This window comes from Bradyrhizobium sp. USDA 4011 (assembly GCF_054063415.1).
Genome location: NZ_JBSSGG010000001.1, coordinates 716,481 through 742,556 on the forward strand (window position 1 = coordinate 716,481; position 26,076 = coordinate 742,556).

Below are 26,076 nucleotides of genomic sequence, written 5' to 3' on the forward strand. Positions count from 1 at the left end.
CGTCTTGATCGGGGCAGCGCTCGACCATGCGCTCTCCTACCTCAAGTCGTCGGGATTCCCCGCCGCAATGGCTGAGCCGCCGCCGCGATCGGTGGCTCAGTGGCCCGCGGTTGGCTCGACGCATCGCGGCGGTTCGTCCCTGAAAAAAAATCGACGCCAGAGTCGGAAAGCGAACCGAAGCACCGGTGCCGATCCCGCATAGTTCGGCTCAAGCGGGCCCGCGGTGACCCGGCATCAGCAAAAAACATGTTGAAGGAAGCGCTCCAGGTTCGCTTCCGCGGCGTCCAGGCGCCGCGGAAGGTCCGGATTTTCCTTGATTTGGTTTCGCTTGAAAGGATCAGAGCCAGTGAGTGACGTCCATACGAATGAAGTGAGCGACAATCCGAAAGTCGGCGGCTTCAACCTGCCCCTGTTCGCCCTGCCCAAGGCCTTTCAGGGTTTTGCCGAGCAAAACGCGGCGCGCGCCCGGGAGCAGTTCGAGAAGGTCAAGGAGGCCTCCGAGGAAATCTCCGTCTTGCTCAAGGAGGCCTACTCGATCAACGCCAGGGGCTCCGCGGATTACGCGGCCAAGGTGCTCGATATCTCCCGGACCAATACCAGTTCGGCGCTCGCCTTCATGACCGAACTCGTCGCCACCAGGTCGCTGTCGGAAGCCATCCGGCTTTCCGCCGACCACAGCCGCAGGAGTTTCGAGGTCACGACCGTGCAGAACAAGGAGCTCTGGGAGATCGCGAAGAAGGTCGCGACCGAGACCGCCGAGCCGATCAGCAAGAGCCTTGCGAAGGCGCTGAAGACACCTTCCTGAGGAGCCGCCCCGCTCCCAACCCCGAATGGAACAAGCGTCTCCAATGAGAAGGGGCGCAGTCCAGCCGAGGGCGCGCGGGACCAGCAATCCCTGACATTGGAGGACTCAAGGTGGGCGTCATCATGATCAAGTGCCCGCGGACGGGACGCGCTATCAATACCGGTATGAAATCCGACCGCGAGACGTTCCGCTGCAGCACCGTGTTCTTTTCGCGCACGTATTGCACGGGCTGTCGGACCCATCACGAGTGGTTCGCCAGGGACGCCTGGGTCTACGAACCGAAGGAGGAATTGCGCCAAGCGTCCTGACGTCGCCCTGTGTGACAACCTCCTTCAATGGCTTCGTGGTCGCTCCGCGCCGGCGCTGCGCGGGTGTGCTTGAACCTTATCGCCATTGGTCCACAGTCGGGCGTGAGAACGCGGTGGCCCATGCGCCGACGCGCCGCGACCGGACGGTTTCGTCCCTTCAGCCGAAACGATGCGGTCGATCCTGCCGCGCATGATCTCGTAGCACTCGCAGGCCGCAACTTCGAGCCGCGGCCGATCGACCTCGATCGAGCTCCGCCGGTTGGACCGGATCGCGCCCGATGCGCGAAGCTTGTGCACCATGTGGGTTACGGTCGTTCGTCGCACGCCCAGCAATTCCGACAGCGTCTCCTGCGTCAACGGGAGCGTGTCGTTGCCGATCTGATCGTGAATCTGCAACAGCCAACGGGCCAGACGGGCCTCCACCGAATGCAGCGCATTGCACGCCGCGATGTGCTGGAACTGAACCAGCAACGACCGCATATGAAGCTGCACCGCATCGGCGAGCCCGTGGCTCCGCGTGAGCGCGGCATGAAACCGTGCCGGCGAAATCTGCCATGTCACGCCCGCGACGCGAACCACCGCCGTCATCGGCGAGCGTACCGATCTGAGTGTGGACAGGATTCCGGCCGCGCCCTCGTTGCCGACCATTGTCGTCGCAACGGACTGTCCGTTCGGCATGTCCATGACGAACGCGATCAATGCCGTGCAGGGAAAATAGATCTGTTCGACGAGGTCGCCCGACCGCACCAGCACGACGTCGCGTTCGAGCGATACTTTGCGGAGATGAGGCGCCAGCAAATCAAGCTCTGCAGGCGGCAAGGCCGCCAGAAGCCGATTACCTATGCTCGACCTGCGCTCCATACGGAAGAACTCCGCAAGACGAAGGCGCGGCTCGCTGCACAAACCTGCCGTGGCGCCAGGCTGACATACGCAACGAACAGACCGCGCCGGGGAGATAGAATACGCCGTAACAGGAAGAGTTCCAACAGGTTCAGCTCAGCCCGCGACCGCATGTCGCCGTACCAGAGTAGCGCTACAGCGGGGCCTACGCGGAGCAATGGATTGCTTCGTCGCTACGGTCCTCGCAACGACGGCTGCTGACCGCGAAACCCCGTCGCCAGCACGTAGCGCTCCGAGGAATCCTGCCGGCTGGCGGCCGGCTTGACGTGACGCACGCTGGCGAAATCGCGCTTCAACTGCCCCACCAGCTCGGCGTCGGCGCCGCTCTGAAACACTTTGGCCAGGAACGCGCCGCCGGGATTGAGCACCTCCCCGGCAAAATGCGCGGCGGTCTCGACCAGGCCGATGATCCGCAGCTGATCGGTCTTGCGATGGCCAGTGGTATTGGCGGCCATGTCCGACATCACGAAATCGGCACGGCCGCCCATCATCGCGATCAGTTTTTCGGGCGCGTCATGGTCGAGGAAGTCGAGCTGCGCGAACGTCACTCCGGGGATCTCGCCCATCTCGAGCAGATCGATCGCGACCACCTTGCCCTTGCCGTCGGCGGCACCGGTGCGCTTGGCCGCAATCTGGCTCCAGCCGCCGGGCGCGGCGCCGAGGTCGACGACCGTCATGCCCGGCTTGAGCAGGCGATATTTGTCGTCGATCTCGAGCAGCTTGAAGGCCGCGCGCGACCGGTAGCCCATCGCCTTGGCCTTGGCGACATAGGGATCGTTGAGCTGGCGCTCGAGCCAGAGTTTTGACGACAGCTTTCGCTTGCCGCCGCTCTTGACCGTGACGTGCAGCCGCCCGGTGGTGTCTTTGGCCATGATGGTTCTTACGTCTCGGTGTGTGCTTCTCCCTCGCCCCGCGCTTGGGGGGAGAGGGTTGGGGTGAGGGGCTGCTTCCGCAATGAGGATGAGAGATGCGCCCGTGGAGAGCCCCCTCACCCGGATGGCATTGACATGCAATCCGGCCTCTCCCCGCAAGCGGGGCGAGGCAAGTAAGCTCTAGCACGCCCGCAGCGCGCCGTCCTCGCGCATCATCTCGACCAGCATGCCCTCGCGCAGGCCGCGATCGGCGACGCGAAGCCGCGGCATCGGGAACGCGTTGCGGATCGCATCGAGGATCGCGCAGCCGGCGAGCACGAGGTCGGCCCGCTCGACGCTGATGCAGTTGTTGTTGACGCGCGCCTCGTAGCTCATGCCGAGCAGCTTCTGGATCGTCGCGGTGACGTCGCCATCGTTCATCCAGATGCCGTCGATGCGGCGGCGATCGTAGCGCGACAGATTGAGGAACACGCCGGCGAGCGTGGTCACGGTGCCCGAGGTGCCGAGCATGTGCATGTCGCGCAGGTCCTTGCCGTGCTCGGCCGCGAACGGCGCGACGTGGCGGGCGACCTCATCGATCATCCGCGCATACATGTCCCTGGTGACGTTCTTGCCGCCGAAATGTTCGGCCAGCGTGACGACGCCGAGCGGGATCGACATCCACGCCTTGATGCGCGGCGGCGCATCGGGCACGCCGGGATCGCGCTCGATCCGCACCAGCTCGGTCGAGCCGCCGCCGATGTCGAACAGGATGGCGCCCCGCCCCTTCGGGTCGAGCAGCGGCGAGCAGCCGATCACGGCGAGCGTTGCTTCGGTCTCGCGATCGATCACCTCGAGCTCGATGCCGGTCTCGGCCGCGACGCGCGCGCGAAAACTTTCGGCATTGCCGGCGGCGCGGCAGGCCTCGGTGGCGATCAACCGCAGCCGGCGGGCCTTGCGATAGCGGATCTTGTCGCTGCAAACGGCGAGCGCGGCGATCGCCCGCTCGATCGCGGCCTCGCTGATCGATCCGGTCGCGGCGATGCCCTCGCCGAGCCGGATGATCCGCGAGAAGGAATCGACCACGCGGAACCCGTCGCCGGTGGGACAGGCGATCAACAGCCGGCAATTGTTGGTGCCGAGGTCGAGCGCGGCATAGACGCCGCTTTCCGCGGCCGCCGCAATCAGCCCTGACGGGGCTTCGCCGGCCGGAGGGCCGTCACAAAGCCGCACATAGTCATTCATCAAAACACTGTCTTTCCGCAGGACCCCAAGAGCAATCCAGGGGGATTCTTGGGGCCCGCCGAATAATTGTCCGTTCACGGAAACTTTAGCAGCGTCAAAGCCCTACGCAAACTCCGTTCACATTGGGTCCATGCCCAATCGGGCGTTGTCGTTAAGGGAGGCGTGCGTTATCTCGTCTGCGCCCCCAAACTCCAGCAAATCCGGGCATTTCAGGTCATTTTCGATGCAAGATCATACGCCGCCCGCCTCCCTCGAAAACGCTATCGCACTGCAAAAATACGGTGTCGGACAGCCTGTTCGACGAAAGGAGGACGACACCCTGGTGCGTGGCAAGGGCAAATACACTGACGATTTCTCCCTGCCCGGCCAGGCTTACTGCTGGATGGTCCGCTCCTCCCACGCCCACGGCATCATCAAGGGGATCGATACGGAAGCCGCCAAGGCGATGCCGGGCGTGCTCGGCGTCTGGACCGGCGCCGACCTGGCGGCCGCGGGCTACAAGCCCTTCACCTGCGGCCTGCCGCTGAAGAACCGCGACGGCTCACCGCTCAAGCAGACCAACCGCCCGGCGCTCGCGACCGACAAGGTGCGCTTCGTCGGCGATCCCGTCGCATTCGTGGTGGCGGAGACCGCAGCGCAGGCTCGCGATGCGGCCGAAGCCATCGAGCTCGATATCGAGCCGCTGCCCGCGGTGACCGACGCGGCCGAAGCGACCAAGCCGGGCGCGCCGCAGCTCTATGACCACATTCCCAACAACGTTGCGCTCGACTATCACTATGGTGACACCGCCAGGATCGAGGCCGCCTTCGCGGCTGCCGCGCATGTGACCAAGCTCGACATCGTCAACACCCGCGTCGCCGTGGTCTCGATGGAGCCGCGCGTCGCGCTGGCGCATTACGACAAGAAGACCGAACGCTTCACGCTGCAGGTGCCGACCCAGGGCGTCTCCGGCAACAAGGCGATCCTGGCGCGCCTGCTCAACGTGCCCGCCGACAAGGTCCGCATCCTCACCGGCAATGTCGGCGGCTCGTTCGGGATGAAGAACCTCAACTATCCCGAATACACCTGCATCGCGCATGCGGCGCGCGAGCTCGGCCGTCCCGTAAAGTGGCTGGACGAGCGCTCGACCAGCTTCCTGTCCGACAGTCAGGGCCGCGCGCAGCTGATCCACGCCGAGCTCGCGCTCGATGCCGACGGCAAGTTCCTCGCGGTGCGGCTCTCCGGCTACGGCAATCTCGGCGCATACATCACCGGCGTCGCGCCGGGCCCGCTGTCGCTCAACACCGGCAAGAACCTCGCCAGCGTCTACCGCACGCCGCTGCTCGGCGTCGACATCAAGACGGTCGTGACCAACACCACGCTGATGGGCGCCTATCGCGGCGCCGGCCGGCCCGAGGCCAACTACTACATGGAGCGGCTGATCGATGCCGCCGCCGACGAGATGGGCATCAACCGCTTCAGCTTACGCAAGCGCAACTTCATCAAGCCGTCGCAGCTGCCGTTCCCGGCCGCCTCCGGCGTCACCTATGACAGCGGCGATTTCGCCGGCGTGTTCCAGAAGGCGATCGAAATCTCGGACTACGAGAACTTCGCCAGGCGCAAGAAGGAGAGCAGGAAGCGCGGCAAGCTGCGCGGCATCGCCATCGGCTCCTATCTCGAGGTCACCGCGCCGCCGAGCGGCGAGCTCGGCAAGATCACCTTCGAGCCCGACGGCTCGGTGAAGCTCACCACGGGCACGCTCGATTACGGCCAGGGCCATGCCACGCCGTTCGCGCAGGTGCTGTCCGACCAGCTCGGCGTCCCCTTCGAGAAGATCACGCTCGAACAGGGCGACAGCGATCTGGTACGCTTCGGCAACGGCACCGGCGGCTCGCGCTCGATTACCGCGACCGGACAGGCGATCGTCGAAGCCTCCGCGCTGGTGGTCGAGAAGGGCAAGAAGGCCGCCGCGCACATGCTGGAGGCCTCCGAGGCCGACATCGAGTTCGGCCAGGGTCGCTTCACCATCGCCGGCACCGACCGCTCGATCGGGATCATGGAGCTCGCCGAGCGGATGCGCGAAAGCAAGATGCCGGAGGGCACGCCGGAGACGCTCGACGTCGATCACGCCACCAAGGACACGGCATCGACCTTCCCGAACGGCTGTCACGTCGCCGAGGTCGAGATCGATCCCGACACCGGCGTGACGCGGATCGTGCGCTACTCGGCCGTCAACGATTTCGGCACCGTGGTCAATCCGATGATCGTCGCCGGCCAGTTGCACGGCGGCGTGGCGCAGGGCATCGGCCAGGCACTGATGGAGGAAGTCAGCTACGACGCCTCCGGCCAGCCGATCACCGGCTCGTTCATGGACTACGCGTTGCCACGCGCCGGCGACGTGCCGCCGATACTGGTCGGCGATCATCCCTCGCCGGCGAAATCCAATCCGCTCGGCACCAAGGGCTGCGGCGAAGCCGGCTGCGCCGGCAGCCTCGTCTGCATCGTCAATGCCGTGGTGGATGCGCTGTCGGAGTACGGCATCAAGCACATCAACATGCCGCTGACGCCCGAACGCGTCTGGCGCGCGATCCAGCACGCCAAGGCGAAGGCGGCGTAAGGGCCAGACTTCACCATCACTCACGGCTGTCATCACCCGCGAAAGCCGGTGATCCAGTATTCCAGACAGAGCAATTGTTGAGCCGAGAAGCCCCGGCGTACCGGATACCCCGCATGCGCGGGGTATGACACCTGTTGGTGCAGACGGGCTTTGCCCCTTCCCTACGCCGCGGCCTGCTCGCGCGGCTGGGTGATCGCGATGTGCCAGCAATGCGCGAGCGGCACACCGTTGCCGAGCACCAGCGCGTCGAGCTCGACGAAGCGGTGGCCCTTCCTGTCGTAATTACCGGTCACCTTGGCGCGCGCGGTCAGCTCGTCGCCGATCTTGCCCGCCGACAACAGCTGCATGCGGGTGCCGACATGGATCCACGGCCCGAGGATCGCATTGTCGACCAGCACCTTGTTCATCACCCGCGGCAGCAGGCCGGGATGGCCGAGACCTTCGCGCAAGTAGATCGGGTCGGTCTCGCGGATATCGGCGAGATAGTCCTTCGCGGCATCACCTGACCAGTCGCGCGGGATGGTGCCGAGCCACTTGCCCTCCTCATAGGACGACGCGCTGACCGGCTTGCGCTCGGCGACGGCCGCGACCTGCTTGTAATCGTCGAGCACAAATTTCGGAGCTGAAGCCGGCAGCGACGCGGTGCCGGTGGCGCAGAGTTCGCCGCGGCTATGGAGCTCGATCATGAGCCCATTGCCGGTTTCCTGTCCGGTCAATTCCGCGATCTCGCCGTCATAGACCGGCTTCACGAAGCGGGCCTCGATCAGGCCGCGTTCGAGGAAATCGCGGCCCCACTTCTCGACCGGCAGGTGCATCATGTAGGCCATCACATCGACGCCGGGCACCAGACCGCCGGAAAAGCCGAACTTCCGCGCCACGGTGTCGTCGTGGATCTTGTTCTCGGACAGTTTTGAGGTGTTGTAGGCCGAGACGCGGTAGGCCTGCGATCCGGTCTGCGAGTTCATGGGGTTTTCCCTTATTTCGGTTGTTTTTCTGGTGACAATGGTAGTCGAACGAAAAGGCATGGCAAGCCTCTCGTTTTGCTCGCAATTTTCCGTACCATGGAGTACACGCAGGCCGCGCCCGCAAACCCTGGAATCGATGACTGACATCCCTGCCCAAACCCGCATCTATGTCGACGCCGACGCCTGCCCGGTGAAGGACGAAATCTACCGCGTCGCGATCCGGCTCGGCGTGCCCGTCAGCGTGGTCGCGGGCAATTTCATCCGCGTGCCGCAGGATCCGCTGATCGAGCGCATCGCCGCCGGTTCCGGCATGGATGCGGCGGATGACTGGATCGCGGAACGCGCGCATGAGGGCGATGTCGTAGTCACAGCGGACATTCCGCTGGCGAGCCGCTGCGTCAAGGCCGGCGCCGAGGTGATCGCACCGAACGGCAAGCCGTTCACTGAACAGTCGATCGGCATGACGCTCGCGGTACGCAATTTGATGACCGATCTGCGCTCGTCGGGTGAGATCACCGGCGGGCCGAAATCATACTCGCCGCGCGACCGCTCGAATTTCCTGGCGGCGCTCGACCAGACCATCCGCCGCATCCAGCGCCGTCGCGCCGAGCAGGCGCCGGCAAACGGGAATTAGCGCGATGGCCCCACCGCTCATCCAGCTCAAGGACATCAGCCTGACGTTCGGCGGCACGCCGCTGCTCTCCGGCGTCGAGCTGTCGGTCTCCGCGGGCGAGCGCGTCTGCCTGATCGGCCGCAACGGCTCCGGCAAATCGACGCTGCTGCGGATCGCGGCCGGCCTGGTCGAGCCTGACTCCGGCAGCCGTTTCGTGCAGCCGGGCGCCACCATCCGCTATCTGCCGCAGGAGCCGGATTTCGGCGAGCACAAGACGACGCTGGCCTATGTCGAGGCCGGGCTTGGCCCCGGCGACGACCACTACCAGGCACGCTATCTACTCGAACAGCTCGGCCTCACCGGCGAGGAAGATCCCGCGCATGTCTCCGGCGGCGAGGCGCGCCGCGCGGCGCTGGCACGGGTGCTGGCGCCCTCGCCCGATATCCTGCTGCTGGACGAGCCGACCAACCATCTCGATTTGCCGACCATCGAATGGCTCGAAGGCGAATTGGAGGGCCGGCGCTGCGCGCTGGTCCTGATCAGCCACGACCGCCGCTTCCTGACCAATCTGTCGCGCACCACCGCCTGGCTCGACCGCGGCCAGATCCGGCAGATCGAGCGCGGCTTCGGCGCCTTCGAGGCCTGGCGCGACGAGGTGCTGGCGGAGGAAGAACGCGAGCAGCACAAGCTCGACCGCAAGATCGTCAACGAGGAGCACTGGCTGCGCTACGGCGTCTCCGGCCGCCGCAAGCGCAACGTCAAGCGGCTCGGCAATCTCTTTGCGCTGCGCGACCAGCGTCGCGACTATCGCGGCGCCACCGGCAATGCCACGCTCGCCGCTGCCGAGGCCGAGAAATCCGGCCGCCTCGTGATCGAGGCGAAGACCATCACCAAGGCCTTTGGCGAGCGCACGATCGTCGACACCTTCTCGACCCGGATCCAGCGCGGCGACCGCGTTGGCATCGTCGGCCCGAACGGCGCCGGCAAGACCACATTGGTGCATCTCCTGATCGGCAACGACCCGCCCGACTCCGGTTCGGTGCGGCTCGGGGGCAATATCGAGATGGCGACGCTCGACCAGCATCGCGAGAGCCTCGATCCGAAGCTGACCTTGGCCGAAGCGCTCACCGGCGGCCGCGGCGATCACGTCATGGTCGGCGACAAGTCGAAGCACGTCATCGGCTACATGAAGGATTTTCTGTTCGCGCAGGAGCAGCGCGGCACGCCGCTGGAAGCCCTCTCCGGCGGCGAGCGCGGCCGGCTGATGCTGGCGCGCGCACTGGCCAAGCCGTCGAACCTGTTGATCCTGGACGAGCCGACCAACGACCTCGATCTCGAGACGCTCGACGTACTCGAGGACATGCTCGGCGATTACGACGGCACGGTGATCCTGATCAGCCACGACCGCGATTTCCTCGACCGCGTGGTGACGTCGGTGATCGTACCCGAAGGCCAGGGCCGCTGGATCGAATATGCCGGCGGCTATTCCGACATGCTGGCGCAGCGCGGCGCCGACGTGAAGCGCGAGACGGTGAAGGCGGACGCCGCGATCGAGGAGAAAAAGGAAGCCAGGGCCGCCGCACCTGAGGCGGCACCCAGGCGCCGGCTGAGCTTCAACGAGAAGCACGCGCTGGAGACATTGCCGAAGACGATCGACAGACTGCACGCCGAGATTGCAAAGCAGCAGAAGCTGCTCGACGATCCCGACCTCTATGCGAAGGATCGCAAGACATTCGACGCCGCGTCGGCCGCGATCGCCAAGGCGCAGGACGAGCTCGCCACCGCCGAAGACCGCTGGCTCGAGCTCGAAGTGCTCCGCGAAGAGATCGAACAGGCATGAACGCCATGATTCTTGCCGTCATTGCGAGGAGCGGAGCGACGAAGCAATCCATGCATCAGCAGATGCGGACGGATGGATTGCTTCGCTCCGCTCGCAATGACGGAAACTCTGCAATGGAGCCAACCCGATGACCACGCCCCTCGCCGCCAAGATCGCCAAGGAATACGGCACGCCCTGCGCCGTGATCGACATGGACCGGGTCGAGCGCAACATCGCGCGCATCCAGAAGGCCTGCGACGAGGCCGGCGTCGCCAACCGGCCGCACATCAAGACCCACAAGAACCCGATGCTGGCGCAGCTGCAGATCAAGGCCGGAGCCAGGGGCATCACCTGCCAGAAGCTCGGCGAGGCCGAAATCATGGCCGACAGCGGCATCGACGACATCCTGATCAGCTACAATCTGCTCGGCGACGAGAAGATGGCGCGGCTCGGCGCGCTGCAGGGCAAGGCCAACGTCACCGTCGCGGCCGACAATTCGGTCGTGGTCGGCGATCTGCCGAAGGCAGCAGCCGCGTCCGGTCGCCCGCTCTCGGTCATCGTCGAATGCGACACCGGGCGCAAGCGCGCCGGCGTCGAGACCCCGGCCGAGGCGATCGCGCTGGCACGCGAGATCGCAGGCTCGAAGGGCCTGAGCTTCGCCGGCTTCATGCTGTACCCGACCGAGACCGGCTGGGCCGACGCGCAGAAATTCTACGACGAGGCGCTGGCCGGCGTGCGCTCCCACGGCCTCGATGCGACAATCGTCTCGACCGGCGGTACGCCGAACCTCGTCAATCTCGGCAGACTGAAGGGCGGCACCGAGCATCGCTTCGGCACCTACATCTATAACGACCGCATGCAGGTCGCCGCCGGCGTCGCGACCTGGGACGACTGCGCGCTGCATGTCTATTCCACCGTGGTCAGCCGGGCGGGCCCCGAGCGCGGCATCCTCGATGCCGGCTCCAAGACGCTGACCTCGGACACCGGCGGCCTCGAAGGCCACGGCCTGATCCTCGAACATCCCGAGGCCAAGATCGCACGCTTCGCCGAGGAGCACGGCTTCCTCGACCTCTCCCGCAGCAACACGCGGCCCAACGTCGGCGACGTCGTGCGGATCGTGCCCAATCACGTCTGCGTCGTCGTCAACATGATGGACGAGGTGGTGATGGTGCGCGGCGACGAGATCATCGGCGCGCTGCCGGTGACGGCTAGAGGGAAACTGCGCTGATCTGAGCGCCCGCGCATCCTTCGAGGCTCGCAAGCGCTCGCACCTCCAGCGACAAAGGCGAAGCCTTTGCGCGGGGATGACGCTCTCTTGGAGCCGTCACCCTGAGGTGCTGGAGCGCAGCGGAGGCCTCGAAGGGCGACGGCGGGTGACACGATCCGAGGTGGATCTCTTACCCTCGAATGAGCGCCTGCAGCTCGCGGTCGAGGGCATCGCGAAACACCTCGATCGGCCGCGCCAGGCGGCCGGCGGGCGGGCGATGCACGATCCAGGCGCGCACCGCCGGATTGAAATCCGCGACCTTCACCGCCTTGAGCCGGCCGCGGATCGGGCTTCGCTTCAACGCCACCGGCGTGACGAGGCCGATGCCGAGCCCGCGCGCCACCAGCGACAGGCGCAAGTCGCTGTCGAGCGCCTCGACCGCGATGGTGAAAGGCAGATGCGCCGCATCGAAATGGCGCTTCAGCGTCTGGCGGAAACCGCAACCGTCCTGGTTAATCACCCACCCGGTCCGCGACAGCCATTCGAGGTCGACGAATTTCGGCGTCTTCATCTCGCGCGCGACGACGAACACCACCGGCTGCGCGCCGAGATCGGAGGCCGCGAGATCATCGGGCGGCGCGGTGCCGTCCGGCAGGCAGATCGCGGCGGCGTCGAGCTCGTTGCGGCTGACCCGCTCCATGTGGTTGGGCGACCAGCCCGAGACGACGCGCACCGCAAGCGAAGGGAATTCGCCGCGCACCGCATCGAGCGGTCCGGTCAGCCCCGCCTCCGACAAAAACGGCGTCAGGCCGAGCCTGAACTCGCCGCGTACCACGCCGTCATTGGCGACGCCTGACTTGAGGTCGTCGAGCATGCGCAGCACGCGGCGGCCCTGCTCATAGGCCTCGATCCCCGCAGCCGTCGGCTTCAGCGGCTTCGACAGCCGGTCGAGCAGCTGCGCACCCAGCATCTCCTCGAGATTCTGAATCCGCCGCGTCACGCCGGGCTGGGTCAGGTTCAGCCGCACCGAGGCCGCGACGATCGATCCGGTCTCGACCACGGCGACGAACGCCACAAGGTCATGGGTATTCATAACAAACTCGCATATTCTTCATCATCTTATTTGAATTGTAGCATATTAGGCCGATCCCCTAAAGGGGGCCTCGCCACTCATCCGCGAGGTCCCATGACGATTTCCGAAGCCACCAAGCTCTCCGCGGCGCGCACCGTCTCCGTGCGTCCCCTGATCTGGATCGGCGCCATCACGACCGGCACCGTCGTCACCAATCTGTTTGCGCCGCAGATCCTGGTTGGCCTGATGAGCCGATCGCTCGACATGACCGCGCTGCAGGCCGGCCTGATCTCGACGCTGACCCTGCTCGGCTACGCGCTCGGGCTGTTGCTGCTGGTGCCACTGGTCGACCTCGTCGAGAACAGGCGGCTGATCCTGCGCACACTGGCCTGCGCCATCGTGGCCGCGGTCGGCACCGCGATGGCGCCGACGCCGCTGATCTTGCTCGCGGCCACCTTCATCCTCGGCGCCTCCTGCGCCGCGATCCAGATGGTGGTGCCGCTGGTCGCCTCGATGGTGCCGCCGGAGCGCCGCGGACAAGCGATCGGCGACGTCATGAGCGGCCTGATGATCGGCATCCTGCTGTCGCGGCCGATGGCGAGCCTGATCGCCGACAGCTGGAACTGGCGCGGCTACTACCTCACCTCGGCCGTCCTGATGGCCGTCCTCGGTTGCGCGCTGGCGCGCTATCTGCCGACGCTGCAGCCCACGACGAAGGTCAGCTACGGCGCGCTGCTGCGTTCGTTCCCGAAATTGCTGCACGGGGAGCCGGTGCTGCGCGTTCGGTCCTGGACCGCGGCGCTGGTGATGGCATCGTTCACCGCGTTCTGGGCCGCGGTGGCGCTGCGGCTGCCGGATGCGCCGTTCAAGCTCGACGCCAAGGGGATCGCGCTGTTCGCGCTGATCGGCGTGGCCGGGGCGGCGGCGACCCCGATCGCCGGACGCTGGGGTGACCGAGGTTTCGCGCGGCCGTTGCTGATCGTCTCGCACCTTCTCATCGTCGGCGCGCTCGCGCTGTCCGCCTGCGCCGGTATGACCGAATCGCGGATCACGGCTCTCGCGCTGCTTGGCGTCGGCGCCGTGCTGCTCGATTTCGGCATCACCACCGACCAGACGCTCGGCCGCCGCGCCGTCAATCTGTTGCAGCCCGAGGCGCGCGGCCGGATCAACGGCCTGTTCGTGGCGCTGTTCTTCATCGGCGGCGCGGTCGGCGCAGCCGCGGCGTCCGCGGCGTGGAGTTATGGCGGCTGGACGGCGGTCTGCGCGGTGGCCGCCACGTTCGGTGTGCTGGGGTTCATGACCGACATCTCGACGAAGACGGGATCGGAATGACCAGGTTTACGAGGCGCGTTGCGCGAGCCAGTTCAACGCGCCCTTCCCCGCAGCGCCCCCCATCGCAAACGATGCCTGCAACAGATAGCCGCCGGTCGGCGCCTCCCAGTCGAGCATCTCGCCGGCGGCGAAAACACCGGGCAGCCGACGCAGCATGAAATGCGCGTCGAGCTCGTCGAACCTGATCCCGCCGGCGCTCGAGATCGCGCGCGCGATCGGCGCCACGCCTGATATCGCGATCGGCACGGCATTGATCAGCCCGGCCAATTCGGCCGGCGGCAGCGTGGCCAGCGATCGGCCGGAGGCGGCGGCCGCTTCCTGCAACAGGCCGATGCCGACGGGCGAGAGCTGCGCGGCCTTGCGCAGGAAGTTGGAGAAGGACTGCTTGCCCTTCGGCGCCGACAGCCGCGCGACCAGGTCGTCGCGCGCGGCATCGGGCCGCAACGCCACGCTGAGCGTCGCCGTTCCCTTGGCGAGCACCGCCTCGCGCAGTTCCGCCGACAGCGCGTAGATCGCGCCCCCCTCGATGCCGGTGCGGGTGACGATCGCCTCACCGCGCACGGTGTGCTGCCCGATCGTGAGGGCGACGCCCTTGAGCGGCTGGCCCTCAAACCGGTCACGAAAGATATTTGACCAGGCGACCGTGAAGCCGGAATTGGCAGCCTTCATCGGCGCGACGGCAATGCCCTTCGCCGCGAGGATCTCCGCCCAGGCGCCGTCCGAGCCGAGCCGCGGCCAGCTCGCACCGCCGAGCGCAAGCACGGTGGCATCGGCATTGACCACGCGACGGCCGACCGTCGTCTCAAACAGCAGTCCGCCGTTCGCGTCCCATCCCGTCCAGCGATGCCGGAATGCGAACGCAACGCCCGCAGCATCGAGCCGCCGTAGCCAGGCGCGCAGCAAGGGCGACGCCTTGAACGCCTTCGGAAACACACGGCCGCTGCTGCCGACGAACGTCGGCTGGCCCAGCGCTTCACTCCAGGCGCGCAAGGTATCGGGCGGAAATGCCTCGATCGCGGATTGGAGATGCGGCATCGCCTCGCGATAGCGCGCAAGGAAATCCGGTAGCGGCTCGCTATGGGTCAAATTGAGCCCGCCCCGGCCAGCCATCAGGAACTTGCGGCCGGCCGACGGCATCGCGTCGTAGACGGTGACGGCAGCGCCACCTTGCGCAAGCACCTCCGCCGCCATCAGGCCGGCAGGTCCGGCTCCGATGACGGCGACGGTCATGCTCAGAGCTTGATCCCCGCCCGCGCGGCGGCCTGGGCGACGTACTTCTGCGTCTGCTCAAACGCGCCTTGCAGCGCCTTCGCGGTCGACATGTCGCTGATCGCGTCGAAGTGCGCGGCGACGCCGTCCGGCGTCCAGTCCGACTGCGGCAGGTTGACGCCTTCGGTTTCCAGCACGCGGATCACCGCGAACGAGCCGGCGCCGGCGCCCATGATGGTGCGGGTCGGCGCATCCTCGCTGAGCAGGAATTCGACCGCCGGCGTAATCGCTTCCGGCTTCATCAGCGCCAGCGCCTGAGGCGGCAGCAGCTCCTCGGTCATGCGGGTCGCCGCGGTCGGCGAGATGGTGTTGACCTTGATGTTGTTCTTGCGGCCCTCTTCGGCGAGCACGTTCATCAGGCCGACCATGCCGGCCTTCGCGGCGCCGTAATTGGCCTGGCCGAAATTGCCGAACAGGCCGGACGAGGAGGTCGTCAGCACGATGCGGCCGTAGTTGCGCTCGCGCATGCCGGCCCACACCGCCTTGCAGCAGTAGAAGGTGCCGGTGAGATGCACGTCGAGCACCTTGGCCCAGTCGGCGACCTCGAGCTTGGTGAACGACTTGTCGCGCAAGATGCCGGCATTGGCGCAGAGCAGATCGACGCTGCCCCACTCCTTGGTGGCGCGCTCGACCATCGCGGTGACCTGCTCGAAATTCGAGACGTCGGCGCCGTCGGCCATCGCGGTGCCGCCCGCCTTGCGGATCTCCTCGACCACGGTCTCGGCCGGCGACAGCGAGCCGCCGGTGCCGTCGCGCGCACCGCCGAAATCGTTGACCACGACCTTGGCGCCGCGGCTGGCGAGCCCCAGCGCGTGCGCCCGCCCAAGACCATTGCCCGCGCCGGTGACGATAGCGACGCGTCCGTCAAACCTGATTGCCATGCCGTTATTCCTGCTCTGACTTCCCTTCTCCCCTTGTGGGAGAAGGTGGCGCGAAGCGCCGGATGAGGGGTTCTCTCCACGGATGAGCACGCGGAGAGAAACCCCTCACCTGGCTCCATCTCGCTCCGCTCGATCGCGCTACCCTCTCCCACAAGGGGAGAGGGTGAGTGCCCGCGCGGCATGAAAAGGTTGGAGACTTTTGAGCAGCGATGGATGGCCGGGTCAAGCCCGGCCAAGACCCAAGAAGGCCAGACCCAAGGCGGCCACCGGGCGCGCTAGACGGAAGGGGTCATCGATCCGCAGGGTTTCAGGCTTTTGAGCAGGTGTCCGCTCCAGCACTCATGATGCTCCTGGGCGTAGCTCAGCGAGCCAATCACAATCAAACCGACCACGACAAGTCCGGCGACGATGTTCTGCACCATGGCTGCCACTCCCGGGACCGCACCGCCTCAACGGGGGCATGATGGACACCAGGGATCAAAGCCGTCAATGCGCTATGTGGATCAGCGGTGCAACGCACAACTGGTGGAGGCGGACTCGCTCCACCTCTCCCGCTTGCGGGAAAAGTGGAGCTACTCAACCATCCCTTAGCTGAAATAGATCAGGCCGAGCCAGTCGGCGACCAGCGCGGGCTTCTCCTCGCCCTCGATCTCGACCGTGACATTGGTGCGCGACAGCAGTTCCTTCGGCTTGCGCAGCGTGGCTTCCGCCAGCACGAAGCGGCCGCGGACGCGCTTGCCCGAGCGCACCGGTGAGATGAAGCGCAGCTTGTCGAAGCCGTAATTGACGCCCATCGCGGTGCCCGCGAGCACCGGCATCACCTCGTAGGACATGATCGATAGCAGCGACATCGTCAGGAAGCCATGGGCGATCGTGGTGCCGAACGCGGTCTCCTTCTTCGCGCGCTCGGGATCGACGTGGATGAACTGGTGATCCTCGATCACGTCGGCGTAGGTGTCGATGCGGCCCTGATCCAGCAGGTGCCATGAGGACACGCCGATCTCCTTGCCGACCATGCCCTGGTAGGTTTCCAGCGACACCGGCGGCTTCTTCCAGACTTCGTTCATTGGCTAACCTTCGCTAACCGGAGGTCCGCACCTTCTGCAGCTCCGGAAATTCTTCCTCGCGGAACTCGGCTCCGCGCAACGCATCGCTGCGATTATCCTCATGTTCGAGCCGGCGCAACTGCACCCGGCGGATTTTGCCGGAGATGGTCTTGGGCAGTTCGGTGACCAGCTCGATCTTGCGGATCCGCTTGAAGGGCGCCAGCCGGGCATGCAGGTGCTGGAAGATCGACAGCGCCGTCTCCGGCGTGCGCTCGACACCGGACGCCAGCAGCACATAGGCCTTGGGGATCGCGAGCCGGATCGGGTCCGGGCTCGGCACCACGGCGGCCTCGGCCACTGCATCATGCTCCAGCAGCACGCTCTCCAGCTCGAATGGCGAGATGCGGTAGTCGGAGGACTTGAACACGTCGTCGGTACGGCCGACGAAGGTGAGATAGCCCTCGTCATCGGTGAACACGACGTCGCCGCTGCGATAAATTGCGCCGTCGGTGCCGATCAGCTTGCCGTCATCGCCCTGATAGCCCTGCATCAGGCCCGCCGGCCGCTCAGTGCCGAGCAACAAGGTCACCTCACCCTCCTTCGCGGCGTGGCCGTCATTGTCGGTCACCTGCACGCAATAGCCCGGCAATGGCCGGCCCATCGAGCCGACCTTCACCTTCTGCCCCGGCGAATTGCCGGCCAGCGCCGTAGTCTCGGTCTGGCCGTAGCCGTCGCGGATGGTCAGGCCCCAGGCCGATTTGACCTGGTCGATGATCTCGGGGTTGAGCGGCTCGCCGGCGCCGCACACTTCCCGCAGGCTCACCTTGAAGTCCGACAGTTGCTCCTGGATGAACATCCGCCACACCGTCGGCGGCGCGCACAGCGTGGTGACGCCGCAGCGGCCGATGATCGAGAGCAGCCCTTTCGCCTCGAAGCGTGGCTGGTTGACGATGAAGATCGTCGCACCGGCATTCCACGGCGCAAAGAAGCAGCTCCAGGCATGCTTGGCCCAGCCGGGCGAGGAGATATTGAGATGAATGTCGCCGGGCTGTAGGCCGATCCAGTACATGGTCGAGAGATGGCCGACCGGATAGCTGCGCTGGCTGTGCCGCACCAGCTTTGGCTTAGCCGTGGTACCCGAGGTGAAATACAGCAGCATCGGGTCGTGGGCCTGGGTCGGGCCATCAGGCGCGAAGGCATCCGACGCCTTCGCCGCATCCTCGAACGGCAGCCAGCCATCGTGGGCCTGCGTCGCGCCGACCGCGATGCGCACCAGCTTTTCGCCGCCGAGGCCCACGAACTTCGCGACCTGATCCTGCGTCGCGACCACCGCCTTCGCCTTGCCGCGATCCAGCCGGTCGCGCAATTCATCCGCGGTCAACAGCGTGGTCGCGGGGATCACGACGACGCCGAGTTTCATCGCCGCCAGCATGGTCTCCCACAGCGGCACGACATTGCCGAGCAGCAGCAACAGATGATCGCCGCGCTTCAGCCCCTGCGCGCGCAGGAAGTTCGCGACCTGGTTGGAACGGCGTGACAGCTCAGCGAAGCTCAGCTTGATCTCGTTGCCGCTGGCGGCATCGACGATCCACAGCGCCGGCCGGTCGCGGCTGTCGGCATTGTGCGCCAGTTCAGCGTCGAACCAGTCGAGCGCCCAGTTGAACGGCACGGGATCCGGCCAGCGAAATCCCTTCACCGCGGCCTCGTAGTCGGTGCGGTGCTTGAGCAGAAAGGCGCGTGCGTCCTGAAATGTGGTCATCCGGCTTCACCACGTTTTCTAGCGTCATCCTGAGGAGCCGCGCGAAGCGTGGCGTCTCGAAGGATGGGCCACGGGCACCGCATCCTTCGAGGCTCGCTGGCGCTCGCACCTCAGGATGACGGACCCAACACTATTTCCCAGCGAGGCTCCGAACGTGCTGGATAATTCCGGAAAAGTCGACCCCGCCGTGGCCCGACGCATCGAAGGTCTTATAGAGCTCCTGCGCATGCTTGCCGAGCGGCGTCACCGCACCGGCGGCATTGGCGGCGTCCTGCGCCAGCGTCAGGTCCTTCACCATCAGGCTGGAGGCGAAACCCGGCTTGTAGTCGTTGTTGGCCGGCGAGGTCGGCACCGGACCGGGAACCGGGCAATAGGTGGTCAGCGACCAGCACTGCCCCGACGAGGTCGAGGCGACGTCGAACAGCGCCTGGTGCGACAGGCCGAGCTTTTCGGCCAGCACGAAGGCCTCGCCGACCGCGATCATCGAAATGCCTAATATCATGTTGTTGCAGATCTTGGCCGCCTGCCCTGCACCGCCGGCACCGCAATGCACGATCTTCTTGCCCATGTTGGCCAGCATCGGCTGCGCCGCCGCGAATGCCTCGGCCTCGCCGCCGCACATGAAGGTCAGCGTCGCGCCCTTGGCGCCGCCGGTGCCGCCGGAAACCGGCGCATCGACCGAGGCGATGCCGTGCTTGGCGGCCAGCGCATGCGCCTGCTTGGCGCTTTCGACGTCGATGGTCGAGCAGTCGATGATCAGCGTGCCCTTGGCCATCGCCGGAAGCACTTCGTTCCAGACGCCGAGCACATGCTTGCCGGCCGGCAGCATGGTGATGACGACATCGGCGCCCCTCACTGCGCCGACACCGCTCTCGGCAATCGCGGCGCCGTCGCTCCTGGCCTGATCGCGGGCTGCTGCGACCAGATCGAATGCGGTCACCTTGTGGCCGGCCTTGACCAGATTGGCCGCCATCGGCCCGCCCATATTGCCGAGCCCGATGAATGCGACGTTTGCCATGGGAAGTCCTCCGCTTGCGACGTTTCTATTTGCTGTCGGGAAATTTCAATTCGTCGGCGCCGATCTCGGCGAAGTAAGGCGCCAGTATCTCCGGCGTCACGTCCTCGATCCGGGTGGGCTGCCATTTCGGATTGCGGTCCTTGTCGATCACGGCGGCGCGCACGCCCTCGCGGAAATCGTCGCTGGCGAACACCTCGAGCGCCGCGCGATATTCGCGCACCAGGCACTCCTCGAGCGTCTCGGTGGCGCGCGCCAATCGCAACAGTTTCAGTGTCACCACCATGCCGCGTGGGGACTTCTCGCCGAGCGTTTTCAGCGTGGCCTGCGCGAGGTCGGAGCCATCCGCTTCCAGCGCGTCAACGATGTCCTCCATCCGTCCGCGCGCGAACCAGCTGTCGATTTTGGCCTGTAGCGCGGCAACGGGACCGGATTTCTCGCCGGTGGCAAAGCCTGCAATCAGCCGGTCGATTTCGGTGGACGTCGTGCCCGGCGCAACCTTAGTCAATGCCTCGCGCAGCGCCGGAAGCTTGGCGCTCGGCACCACTGCGTCGGCGAACCTGGCATAGATCGCATCGGGTCCGTTCATCGTGGTGCCGGTCAGCCCGAAATAGGTGCCGATCTCGCCCGGCGAACGCGACAGCAGATAGGTGCCGCCGACGTCGGGGAAGAAGCCGAGCCCGACTTCGGGCATCGCAAGCCTGGTTCGCTCGGTCACCACGCGGTGCCGGCTGTGCGCCGACAGGCCGACGCCGCCGCCCATCACGATGCCGTCCATGAAGGCAACATAGGGCTTCGGGAATTGCTTGATCCGCGCGTTGAGGATGTACTCATCGCGCCACAGGATCTTGCCGAGGTCGCCCTTGACCTTCGAGCTTTCCCAGAGCGCGCGGATATCGCCGCCGGCGCACAGGCCGCGCTCGCCGGCGCCTTCCAGCACGATAACCGCGACATCGCCATCGGCTTCGAACGCGTCGAGCGCCCTGTCGATGTCGTGGAACATCTCCAGCGTCACGGCATTGATCGCCTTCGGCCGGTTGAGCCGGATGATGCCGGCCGCCCCTTCCTTGCGCGCAATCAGGTCGCCTTCGGCAGCGGCCACATCATTCATCGCGCGCCCTCGATCAATTTGCGCGACACGATCAGTCGCATGATTTCATTGGTGCCTTCGAGGATCTGGTGCACGCGCAGATCGCGCACGATCTTCTCGACGCCGTATTCACTGAGGTAGCCGTAACCGCCATGCAATTGCAGCGCCTGGTTAGCGACCTCGAAGCCGACATCGGTGCCGAACCGTTTCGCCATCGCGCACAGCATGGAGGCGTCGGGATCCTTGCGGTCGAGCGCGGCGGCTGCGCGCCACAGGAATGTGCGTGCGGCTTCGAGCTCGGTTGCCATGTCGGCGATCTTGAACTGCAGCGCCTGGAATTCGTCGAGGCGCTTTCCAAAGGCCTTGCGGTCCTTCATGTAGGACAGCGCCTTGTCGAGCGCCGTCTGTGCGCCGCCGAGCGAGCACGCCGCGATGTTGAGACGGCCGCCGTCAAGGCCGGCCATCGCGATCTTGAAGCCGATGCCCTCCTCGCCGAGCCGGTTTTCGACCGGCACGCGCGCGTTCTCGAATACAACCGGGCGGGTCGGCTGCGCATTCCAGCCCATCTTGCGCTCATTGGCGCCGAACGAGACGCCCGGCGTCTTGCCGTCGACGACGATCGTCGAGACGCCGCCGGGGCCATCGCCGCTGGTCCGCACCATCGCCACCAGGAGGTCGGTGCTGCCGGCGCCCGAGATGAACTGCTTCTGGCCGTTGAGCACGTAATGGTCGCCGTCACGCACCGCGCGGGTGCGCAGCGCAGCTGCATCCGAACCGGCGCCTGGCTCGGTCAGGCAGTAGCTCGCGAGCAACTCCATGGTGCAGAGCTTCGGCAGCCATCTGTGGCGCTGGGTGTCGTTGCCATAGGCATCGATCATCCAGGACGCCATGTTGTGAATCGAGATGAACGCGGACGTGGTCGGACAGCCCGTCGCCAAGGCCTCGAAGATCAGCGCGGCGTCGAAGCGCGTCATCGCCGAGCCGCCGACATCGTCGTTGATGTAGATGCCGCCGATGCCGAGGCCTGCTGCCTCGCGCATCACGTCGACCGGAAAGTGCTTCTTCTCGTCCCATTCGAGCGCGTGCGGCGCGATCCTCGAAGCCGCAAACGCCCGCGCCATGTCGCGAACCGCGATCTGGTCCTCGTTGAGAGCGAACTGCATCTCAATGCCCCCGCAGGCTGAGGTCACCTCTCCCCACCGGGGAGAGGTCGATTTGCGCAGCAAATCGGGTGAGGGGCTGCCGCTCCGACGAGAGACCGTGCCCCCTCACCCGGCGCTTCGCGCCGACCTCTCCCCAAGGGAGAGGTGATTTCCCGATGCTGCTGTAGCTCACTCCAATCTCGCGTCACTTCATCGTCGGGATCGAGAACTCCGCGCCGTCCTTGACACCGGACGGCCAACGCGAGGTCACCGTCTTGGTCTTGGTGTAGAAGCGAACCGAGTCCGGACCGTGCTGGTTGAGATCGCCGAAGCCGGACTTCTTCCAGCCGCCGAAGGTGTAGTAGGCGATCGGCACCGGGATCGGCACGTTGACGCCGACCATGCCGACATTGACCTTGGCCGCGAAGTCGCGCGCGGCGTCGCCGTCGCGGGTGAAGATCGCAACGCCGTTGCCGTAGTCGTGGTCGGACGGCAGCGCCAGCGCCTCGTGATAGTCCTTGGCGCGCACCACCGAGAGCACCGGGCCGAAAATCTCTTCCTTGTAGATCCGCATGTCCTTGGTGACGTTGTCGAACAGCGAACCGCCGAGATAGAAGCCGTTCTCGTAGCCCTGCATCTTGAAGCCGCGGCCGTCGACAGCGAGCGTCGCGCCTTCCTTGACGCCGATGTCGATGTAGCTCTTCACCTTCTCGACTGCCTCGCGGGTCACCAGCGGACCGTAGTCGGCCGACGGATCGACCGAGGTGCCGATCTTGAGCGACTCGACGCGCGGGATCAGCTTTTCCATCAGTCGGTCGGCGGTGGTCTTGCCGACGGGCACCGCAACCGAGACCGCCATGCAGCGCTCACCGGCCGAGCCGTAGCCGGCGCCGATCAGCGCGTCGACCGCCTGGTCCATGTCGGCATCGGGCATGATGATGGCGTGGTTCTTGGCGCCACCGAAGCACTGGCAGCGCTTGCCGGTCTGCGCGGCGCGTTCATAGATATACTGTGCAATGGGCGTCGAGCCGACGAAGCCGATCGCCTTGATGTCGGGATCGTCGAGGATGGCGTCGACCGCTTCCTTGTCGCCGTTGACTACGTTGAGGATGCCGGCCGGCAGGCCCGCTTCGATCATCAGTTCGGCAAGCATCATCGGCACGCCCGGATCGCGCTCGGACGGCTTGAGGATGAAGGCGTTGCCGCAGGCGATCGCGGGCGCGAACTTCCACATCGGGATCATCGCCGGAAAGTTGAACGGCGTAATGCCGGCGACGACGCCGAGCGGCTGGCGCATCGAATAGATGTCGATGCCGGGGCCGGCGCCCTCGGTGTATTCGCCCTTCATCAGATGCGGGATGCCGCAGGCGAACTCGGCGACTTCAAGGCCGCGCTGGATGTCGCCCTTGGCGTCGGGGACGGTCTTGCCGTGCTCACGCGCCAGCAGTTCGGCGAGCTTGTCGTAGTCGCGCTGCACCAGCTCGACGAATTTCATCATCACGCGGGCGCGGCGCTGCGGGTTGGTGGCGGCCCATTCGCCCTGCGCGGCGCGGGCGTTCTCCACCGCCGCGCGAACTTCGGCCTTGGAGGCCAGCGCCACCTTGGCCTGGACGTCGCCGGTCATCGGCTCGAAGACGTCGGCCGTACGGCCCGAGGTGCCCTTGACCTCCTTGCCACCGATGAAATGTCCGATCGAGCGCATGAATATCCTCCCTTGAAGACCTGAATCGCCGCTCCTCGCGGCGAGATCGCTTTACAAACCCTAATGACCCTGCATTTTATAGGATTCAAGTCCGATAAATTGCACCTTAGATGTGCGGAAATGCAGGATCAAGGCGGCGACACGATCGACTGGGACGACTTCCGTTTCGTGCTTGCCATCGTGCGCGGCGGGTCGGTGTCGGCTGCCGCCAAGCAGCTCGGCGTCGATCATGCCACAGTGATCCGGCGTGTCGACCGGCTGGAAGGCCGCCTCTCCGCAAAACTGTTTGATCGGCGCAAGACCGGCTACCTGCTGACCGAGGCCGGCCAGCGCGTCGCCGACAGCGCCGAGGCGATGGAATCGACCATCGTCGCCAACCAGGAAGCGGTCGGCGGCTCGCGCGCGCATCTCACCGGCACGGTACGGATCGGCGCGCCCGACGGCTTCGGCAGCCACTTTTTAGCCTCGCGGCTGGTCAAGTTCACCGAGCGGTATCCTGATCTCGATCTGCAGCTCGTTGCCACCGCGCGGCTGTTCTCGCTCTCCAAGCGCGAGGCCGACATCGCGATCAGCCTGACCATGCCGAAGGAAGGTCGCATCGTCGGCCGCAAGCTGCTCGACTACACGCTCGGGCTTTATGCCGCACCCAGCTATCTGGCGCAGGCGCCAAAGATCGCCGCGCGCGCCGACCTGCCGCGGCACCGCTTCGTCGGCTACATCGAGGAGCTGCTGTTCACGCCGGAACTGGACTATCTGCCGCTGGTCTCGCCGAAGATCTCGGCCAAATTCCGCAGCGCCAACCTGATCGCACAGCTCAATGCCACCATCGCCGGCTTCGGCATCGCGGTGCTGCCGCACTTCATGGCGTCCACCCACCCCGAGTTGCAGCCGGTGCTGCGCGACGAGGTGCGGATCTCGCGCACCTTCTGGCTCCTGATGCACGCCGACAGCAAGGACCTCGCCCGCATCCGCGCGGTGGCGGATTACATCTATGAGACGGTGGAAGCCGAGCGCGCGCTGTTTGCCGGGCCGACCTGACTGGCGCTGGCCCTCGAGCTCAGTTTGAGAAATGCCTCTTTGAGAAATGCCTTGGCAGTGTGGCGCTTCATCCTTAAACCGCATTTTGGACGGATCCTGAGTAGGGAGTAACACTGTGCCCGACCCGGAAAGTCTTCCAATCGATCAGATTTACGTGCCCGTTAAGAAACGGAAAACCCTCAGGCCTGAGCTCGTTCGAGAAATCGCGGCGAGTATTCTGGAAGTTGGGCAACAAGTCCCCATTCTCGTTCGGCCTGATGAGGGCCGCCTCGTTTTGCTCGAGGGGTTGCATCGGCTCGAGGCCTGCAAGGCGCTTGGCGAGACAACCATCATCGGAGTCCGGGGTTCAGCAGAGACTGCTCACCACAAGACGCTGTTGTCCGACGGAGCCGAGACAGAGGCGGAGCGGGACAAAATGGCGCGATTGAAGAAGCTGCGCCTCGAGAGAGAAGCTGCCGAGAGATCGTCGGCTTCCGCAGACGCGATCGTGGAAACTGAATCAGCCAAGCTTCGGTCGGCGCGCTCCGGAACGAGTATCAGACGAGGGTCGTCGGGTGATCCACGATCAAAAACGAGGACGCTGTCGGAATGGCTCACACAACAAAAGCGCGATGGCGGTCGCTATTGATTATTGCCTCGGCCATCAAGGTCGGAGGGAGCATGCGAAGGGCCATCACTCCGGAAGCCTCGCAGCGCTGAGGCCTTCCAAAGGGTGCCTCATGCCTTCGTTGCCGACGAAAACCAAACCGGGAGATCCGGCGCCTCGTCGCGGGAACGCCCCTAATTCGCCCTGGCACGCGGCTTCTTCGTCACAGCCGCCCGGCCGAGCACCGCCTCGCGGCCCGCGCTGAGGATCTCGTCGGACATCTCGCCATTGCCCGCGATCCGCGACATCACGATGGTGCCCATCATGGTCGCGAGCGTGGCCATCGCCTGCCTGCGCGCAGTCTTGCGCGGCACGTCCTGGATCTGGTCGGCCATCATGTCGATCATCTGGTCGAGCTTGAGCGCAAAGGCCTTGCGGGTCTTCGGGCCTTCGCGGGCGATCTCGGCACCAAGCGCCGGAACCGCGCAGCCCTGGCCGGGATCGTCGCGATGAGCCGCCGAAAGGTAGCCGTCGACCATGGTTGCAAGCCGCTTCTCCGGCGGCACCTCCGCCGTGACCTTGCGCCAGCGCTCGGTGGCGCGGTCCATGGCGTAGTTGAAGGCCTCGATCACCAGCGCCTCGCGTGAATCGAAATGCGCGTAGAAGCCGCCATGGGTCAGGCCGGCATCCTTCATCAGGTCGGCGACGCCGATGCCATGGGCGCCCCTCTCGCGCAGCCGCGTCGCGGCCTTCTTCACGATCCGCGCGTGGGTCTCCTGCTTGTGTTCTTTCGAATAGCGCATGCCGCTCTCATGGAATGTTTCTAATCATACAA

23 protein-coding genes are annotated in these 26,076 nt (G+C 65.7%); 8 read left to right on the plus strand and 15 right to left on the minus strand.

Features of this window, described 5'->3' with window-relative positions; translation table 11 throughout:
- Positions 1–346 precede the first annotated feature (346 nt).
- Positions 347–805 carry a phasin family protein gene (locus ACVW1C_RS03650; protein WP_456757215.1) on the plus strand — a complete coding sequence of 153 codons (459 nt, stop codon included), beginning with the start codon at positions 347–349 and terminating at the stop codon, positions 803–805.
- 332 nt (positions 806–1,137) lie between these two features.
- Here ACVW1C_RS03650 and ACVW1C_RS03655 read toward each other — a convergent pair whose 3' ends face one another.
- From ACVW1C_RS03655 to ACVW1C_RS03665, 3 genes are all read right to left on the minus strand, one after another.
- Positions 1,138–1,797 (minus strand): Crp/Fnr family transcriptional regulator, encoded by a 660-nt coding sequence (locus ACVW1C_RS03655; RefSeq protein WP_456757216.1) that lies wholly within the window; start codon positions 1,795–1,797, stop codon positions 1,138–1,140.
- A 389-nt stretch (positions 1,798–2,186) separates the two neighbouring features.
- Complete coding sequence (locus ACVW1C_RS03660) at positions 2,187–2,885, minus strand: RlmE family RNA methyltransferase (protein ID WP_456757217.1); 699 nt, start codon at positions 2,883–2,885, stop codon at positions 2,187–2,189.
- A 180-nt stretch (positions 2,886–3,065) separates the two neighbouring features.
- Complete coding sequence (locus ACVW1C_RS03665) at positions 3,066–4,109, minus strand: Ppx/GppA phosphatase family protein (RefSeq protein ID WP_456757218.1); 1,044 nt, start codon at positions 4,107–4,109, stop codon at positions 3,066–3,068.
- 223 nt (positions 4,110–4,332) lie between these two features.
- Between ACVW1C_RS03665 and ACVW1C_RS03670 the strand changes: the two genes are divergently transcribed.
- A complete protein-coding gene (locus ACVW1C_RS03670) occupies positions 4,333–6,705 on the plus strand; it encodes a xanthine dehydrogenase family protein molybdopterin-binding subunit (protein ID WP_456757219.1) in 2,373 nt (790 codons plus the stop codon).
- 161 nt (positions 6,706–6,866) lie between these two features.
- Here ACVW1C_RS03670 and ACVW1C_RS03675 read toward each other — a convergent pair whose 3' ends face one another.
- Positions 6,867–7,670: a hypothetical protein gene (locus ACVW1C_RS03675; protein WP_456757220.1), complete on the minus strand. Its 804-nt coding sequence runs from the start codon at positions 7,668–7,670 to the stop codon at positions 6,867–6,869.
- 136 nt (positions 7,671–7,806) lie between these two features.
- On the opposite strand from ACVW1C_RS03675, the gene ACVW1C_RS03680 reads away from it, so the two are divergent.
- The 3 genes from ACVW1C_RS03680 (at position 7,807) to ACVW1C_RS03690 (ending at position 11,330) form a co-directional block, all read left to right on the plus strand.
- The gene (locus ACVW1C_RS03680; RefSeq protein WP_456757221.1) at positions 7,807–8,304 is read left to right on the plus strand and encodes a YaiI/YqxD family protein; all 498 of its coding nucleotides are present in this window, start codon (positions 7,807–7,809) and stop codon (positions 8,302–8,304) included.
- Between the two features lie 4 nt (positions 8,305–8,308).
- The gene (locus ACVW1C_RS03685) at positions 8,309–10,123 is read left to right on the plus strand and encodes an ABC-F family ATP-binding cassette domain-containing protein (RefSeq protein WP_456757222.1); all 1,815 of its coding nucleotides are present in this window, start codon (positions 8,309–8,311) and stop codon (positions 10,121–10,123) included.
- Between the two features lie 127 nt (positions 10,124–10,250).
- Positions 10,251–11,330 carry a D-TA family PLP-dependent enzyme gene (locus tag ACVW1C_RS03690; RefSeq protein ID WP_456757223.1) on the plus strand — a complete coding sequence of 360 codons (1,080 nt, stop codon included), beginning with the start codon at positions 10,251–10,253 and terminating at the stop codon, positions 11,328–11,330.
- Between the two features lie 169 nt (positions 11,331–11,499).
- Here the strand turns inward: ACVW1C_RS03690 and ACVW1C_RS03695 are convergent, their stop codons facing one another.
- Entirely contained in the window at positions 11,500–12,402 is a 903-nt protein-coding gene (locus tag ACVW1C_RS03695; protein ID WP_456757224.1) for a LysR family transcriptional regulator, read from the minus strand.
- 93 nt (positions 12,403–12,495) lie between these two features.
- Here ACVW1C_RS03695 and ACVW1C_RS03700 point away from each other — a divergent pair, with 93 nt between their 5' ends.
- Positions 12,496–13,713, plus strand: a complete 1,218-nt coding sequence (locus ACVW1C_RS03700) for an MFS transporter (protein ID WP_456757225.1) — start codon at positions 12,496–12,498, stop codon at positions 13,711–13,713.
- 6 nt (positions 13,714–13,719) lie between these two features.
- On the opposite strand, the gene ACVW1C_RS03705 is transcribed toward ACVW1C_RS03700, so the two are convergent.
- From ACVW1C_RS03705 to ACVW1C_RS03745, 9 genes are all read right to left on the minus strand, one after another.
- Positions 13,720–14,943, minus strand: coding sequence for an NAD(P)/FAD-dependent oxidoreductase (locus ACVW1C_RS03705; RefSeq protein WP_456757226.1), 1,224 nt, complete (start codon positions 14,941–14,943; stop codon positions 13,720–13,722).
- A gap of 2 nt (positions 14,944–14,945) precedes the next feature.
- Positions 14,946–15,863 (minus strand): SDR family NAD(P)-dependent oxidoreductase, encoded by a 918-nt coding sequence (locus ACVW1C_RS03710; protein ID WP_456757227.1) that lies wholly within the window; start codon positions 15,861–15,863, stop codon positions 14,946–14,948.
- A gap of 275 nt (positions 15,864–16,138) precedes the next feature.
- Positions 16,139–16,285: a hypothetical protein gene (locus ACVW1C_RS03715; RefSeq protein ID WP_171947537.1), complete on the minus strand. Its 147-nt coding sequence runs from the start codon at positions 16,283–16,285 to the stop codon at positions 16,139–16,141.
- A gap of 165 nt (positions 16,286–16,450) precedes the next feature.
- Positions 16,451–16,930: a MaoC family dehydratase gene (locus ACVW1C_RS03720; protein ID WP_456757228.1), complete on the minus strand. Its 480-nt coding sequence runs from the start codon at positions 16,928–16,930 to the stop codon at positions 16,451–16,453.
- Between the two features lie 13 nt (positions 16,931–16,943).
- Positions 16,944–18,668 carry an AMP-binding protein gene (locus ACVW1C_RS03725; protein ID WP_456757229.1) on the minus strand — a complete coding sequence of 575 codons (1,725 nt, stop codon included), beginning with the start codon at positions 18,666–18,668 and terminating at the stop codon, positions 16,944–16,946.
- A gap of 130 nt (positions 18,669–18,798) precedes the next feature.
- Complete coding sequence (gene mmsB, locus ACVW1C_RS03730; RefSeq protein WP_456757230.1) at positions 18,799–19,686, minus strand: 3-hydroxyisobutyrate dehydrogenase; 888 nt, start codon at positions 19,684–19,686, stop codon at positions 18,799–18,801.
- A 25-nt stretch (positions 19,687–19,711) separates the two neighbouring features.
- On the minus strand, positions 19,712–20,794 hold the full coding sequence (locus ACVW1C_RS03735) for an enoyl-CoA hydratase/isomerase family protein (RefSeq protein ID WP_456757231.1): 1,083 nt from the start codon (positions 20,792–20,794) through the stop codon (positions 19,712–19,714).
- On the minus strand, positions 20,791–21,936 hold the full coding sequence (locus tag ACVW1C_RS03740; RefSeq protein ID WP_456757232.1) for an isobutyryl-CoA dehydrogenase: 1,146 nt from the start codon (positions 21,934–21,936) through the stop codon (positions 20,791–20,793). Before ACVW1C_RS03740 ends, ACVW1C_RS03735 begins: the two co-directional genes overlap by 4 nt.
- Before the next feature lie 184 nt (positions 21,937–22,120).
- The gene (locus tag ACVW1C_RS03745; protein WP_456723531.1) at positions 22,121–23,617 is read right to left on the minus strand and encodes a CoA-acylating methylmalonate-semialdehyde dehydrogenase; all 1,497 of its coding nucleotides are present in this window, start codon (positions 23,615–23,617) and stop codon (positions 22,121–22,123) included.
- 120 nt (positions 23,618–23,737) lie between these two features.
- On the opposite strand from ACVW1C_RS03745, the gene ACVW1C_RS03750 reads away from it, so the two are divergent.
- A complete protein-coding gene (locus tag ACVW1C_RS03750) occupies positions 23,738–24,655 on the plus strand; it encodes a LysR family transcriptional regulator (RefSeq protein ID WP_456757233.1) in 918 nt (305 codons plus the stop codon).
- A 115-nt stretch (positions 24,656–24,770) separates the two neighbouring features.
- Entirely contained in the window at positions 24,771–25,283 is a 513-nt protein-coding gene (locus tag ACVW1C_RS03755) for a chromosome partitioning protein ParB (RefSeq protein WP_456757234.1), read from the plus strand.
- A 152-nt stretch (positions 25,284–25,435) separates the two neighbouring features.
- On the opposite strand, the gene ACVW1C_RS03760 is transcribed toward ACVW1C_RS03755, so the two are convergent.
- Complete coding sequence (locus ACVW1C_RS03760; protein WP_456757235.1) at positions 25,436–26,044, minus strand: TetR/AcrR family transcriptional regulator; 609 nt, start codon at positions 26,042–26,044, stop codon at positions 25,436–25,438.
- Between the last annotated feature and the right edge of the window lie 32 nt (positions 26,045–26,076).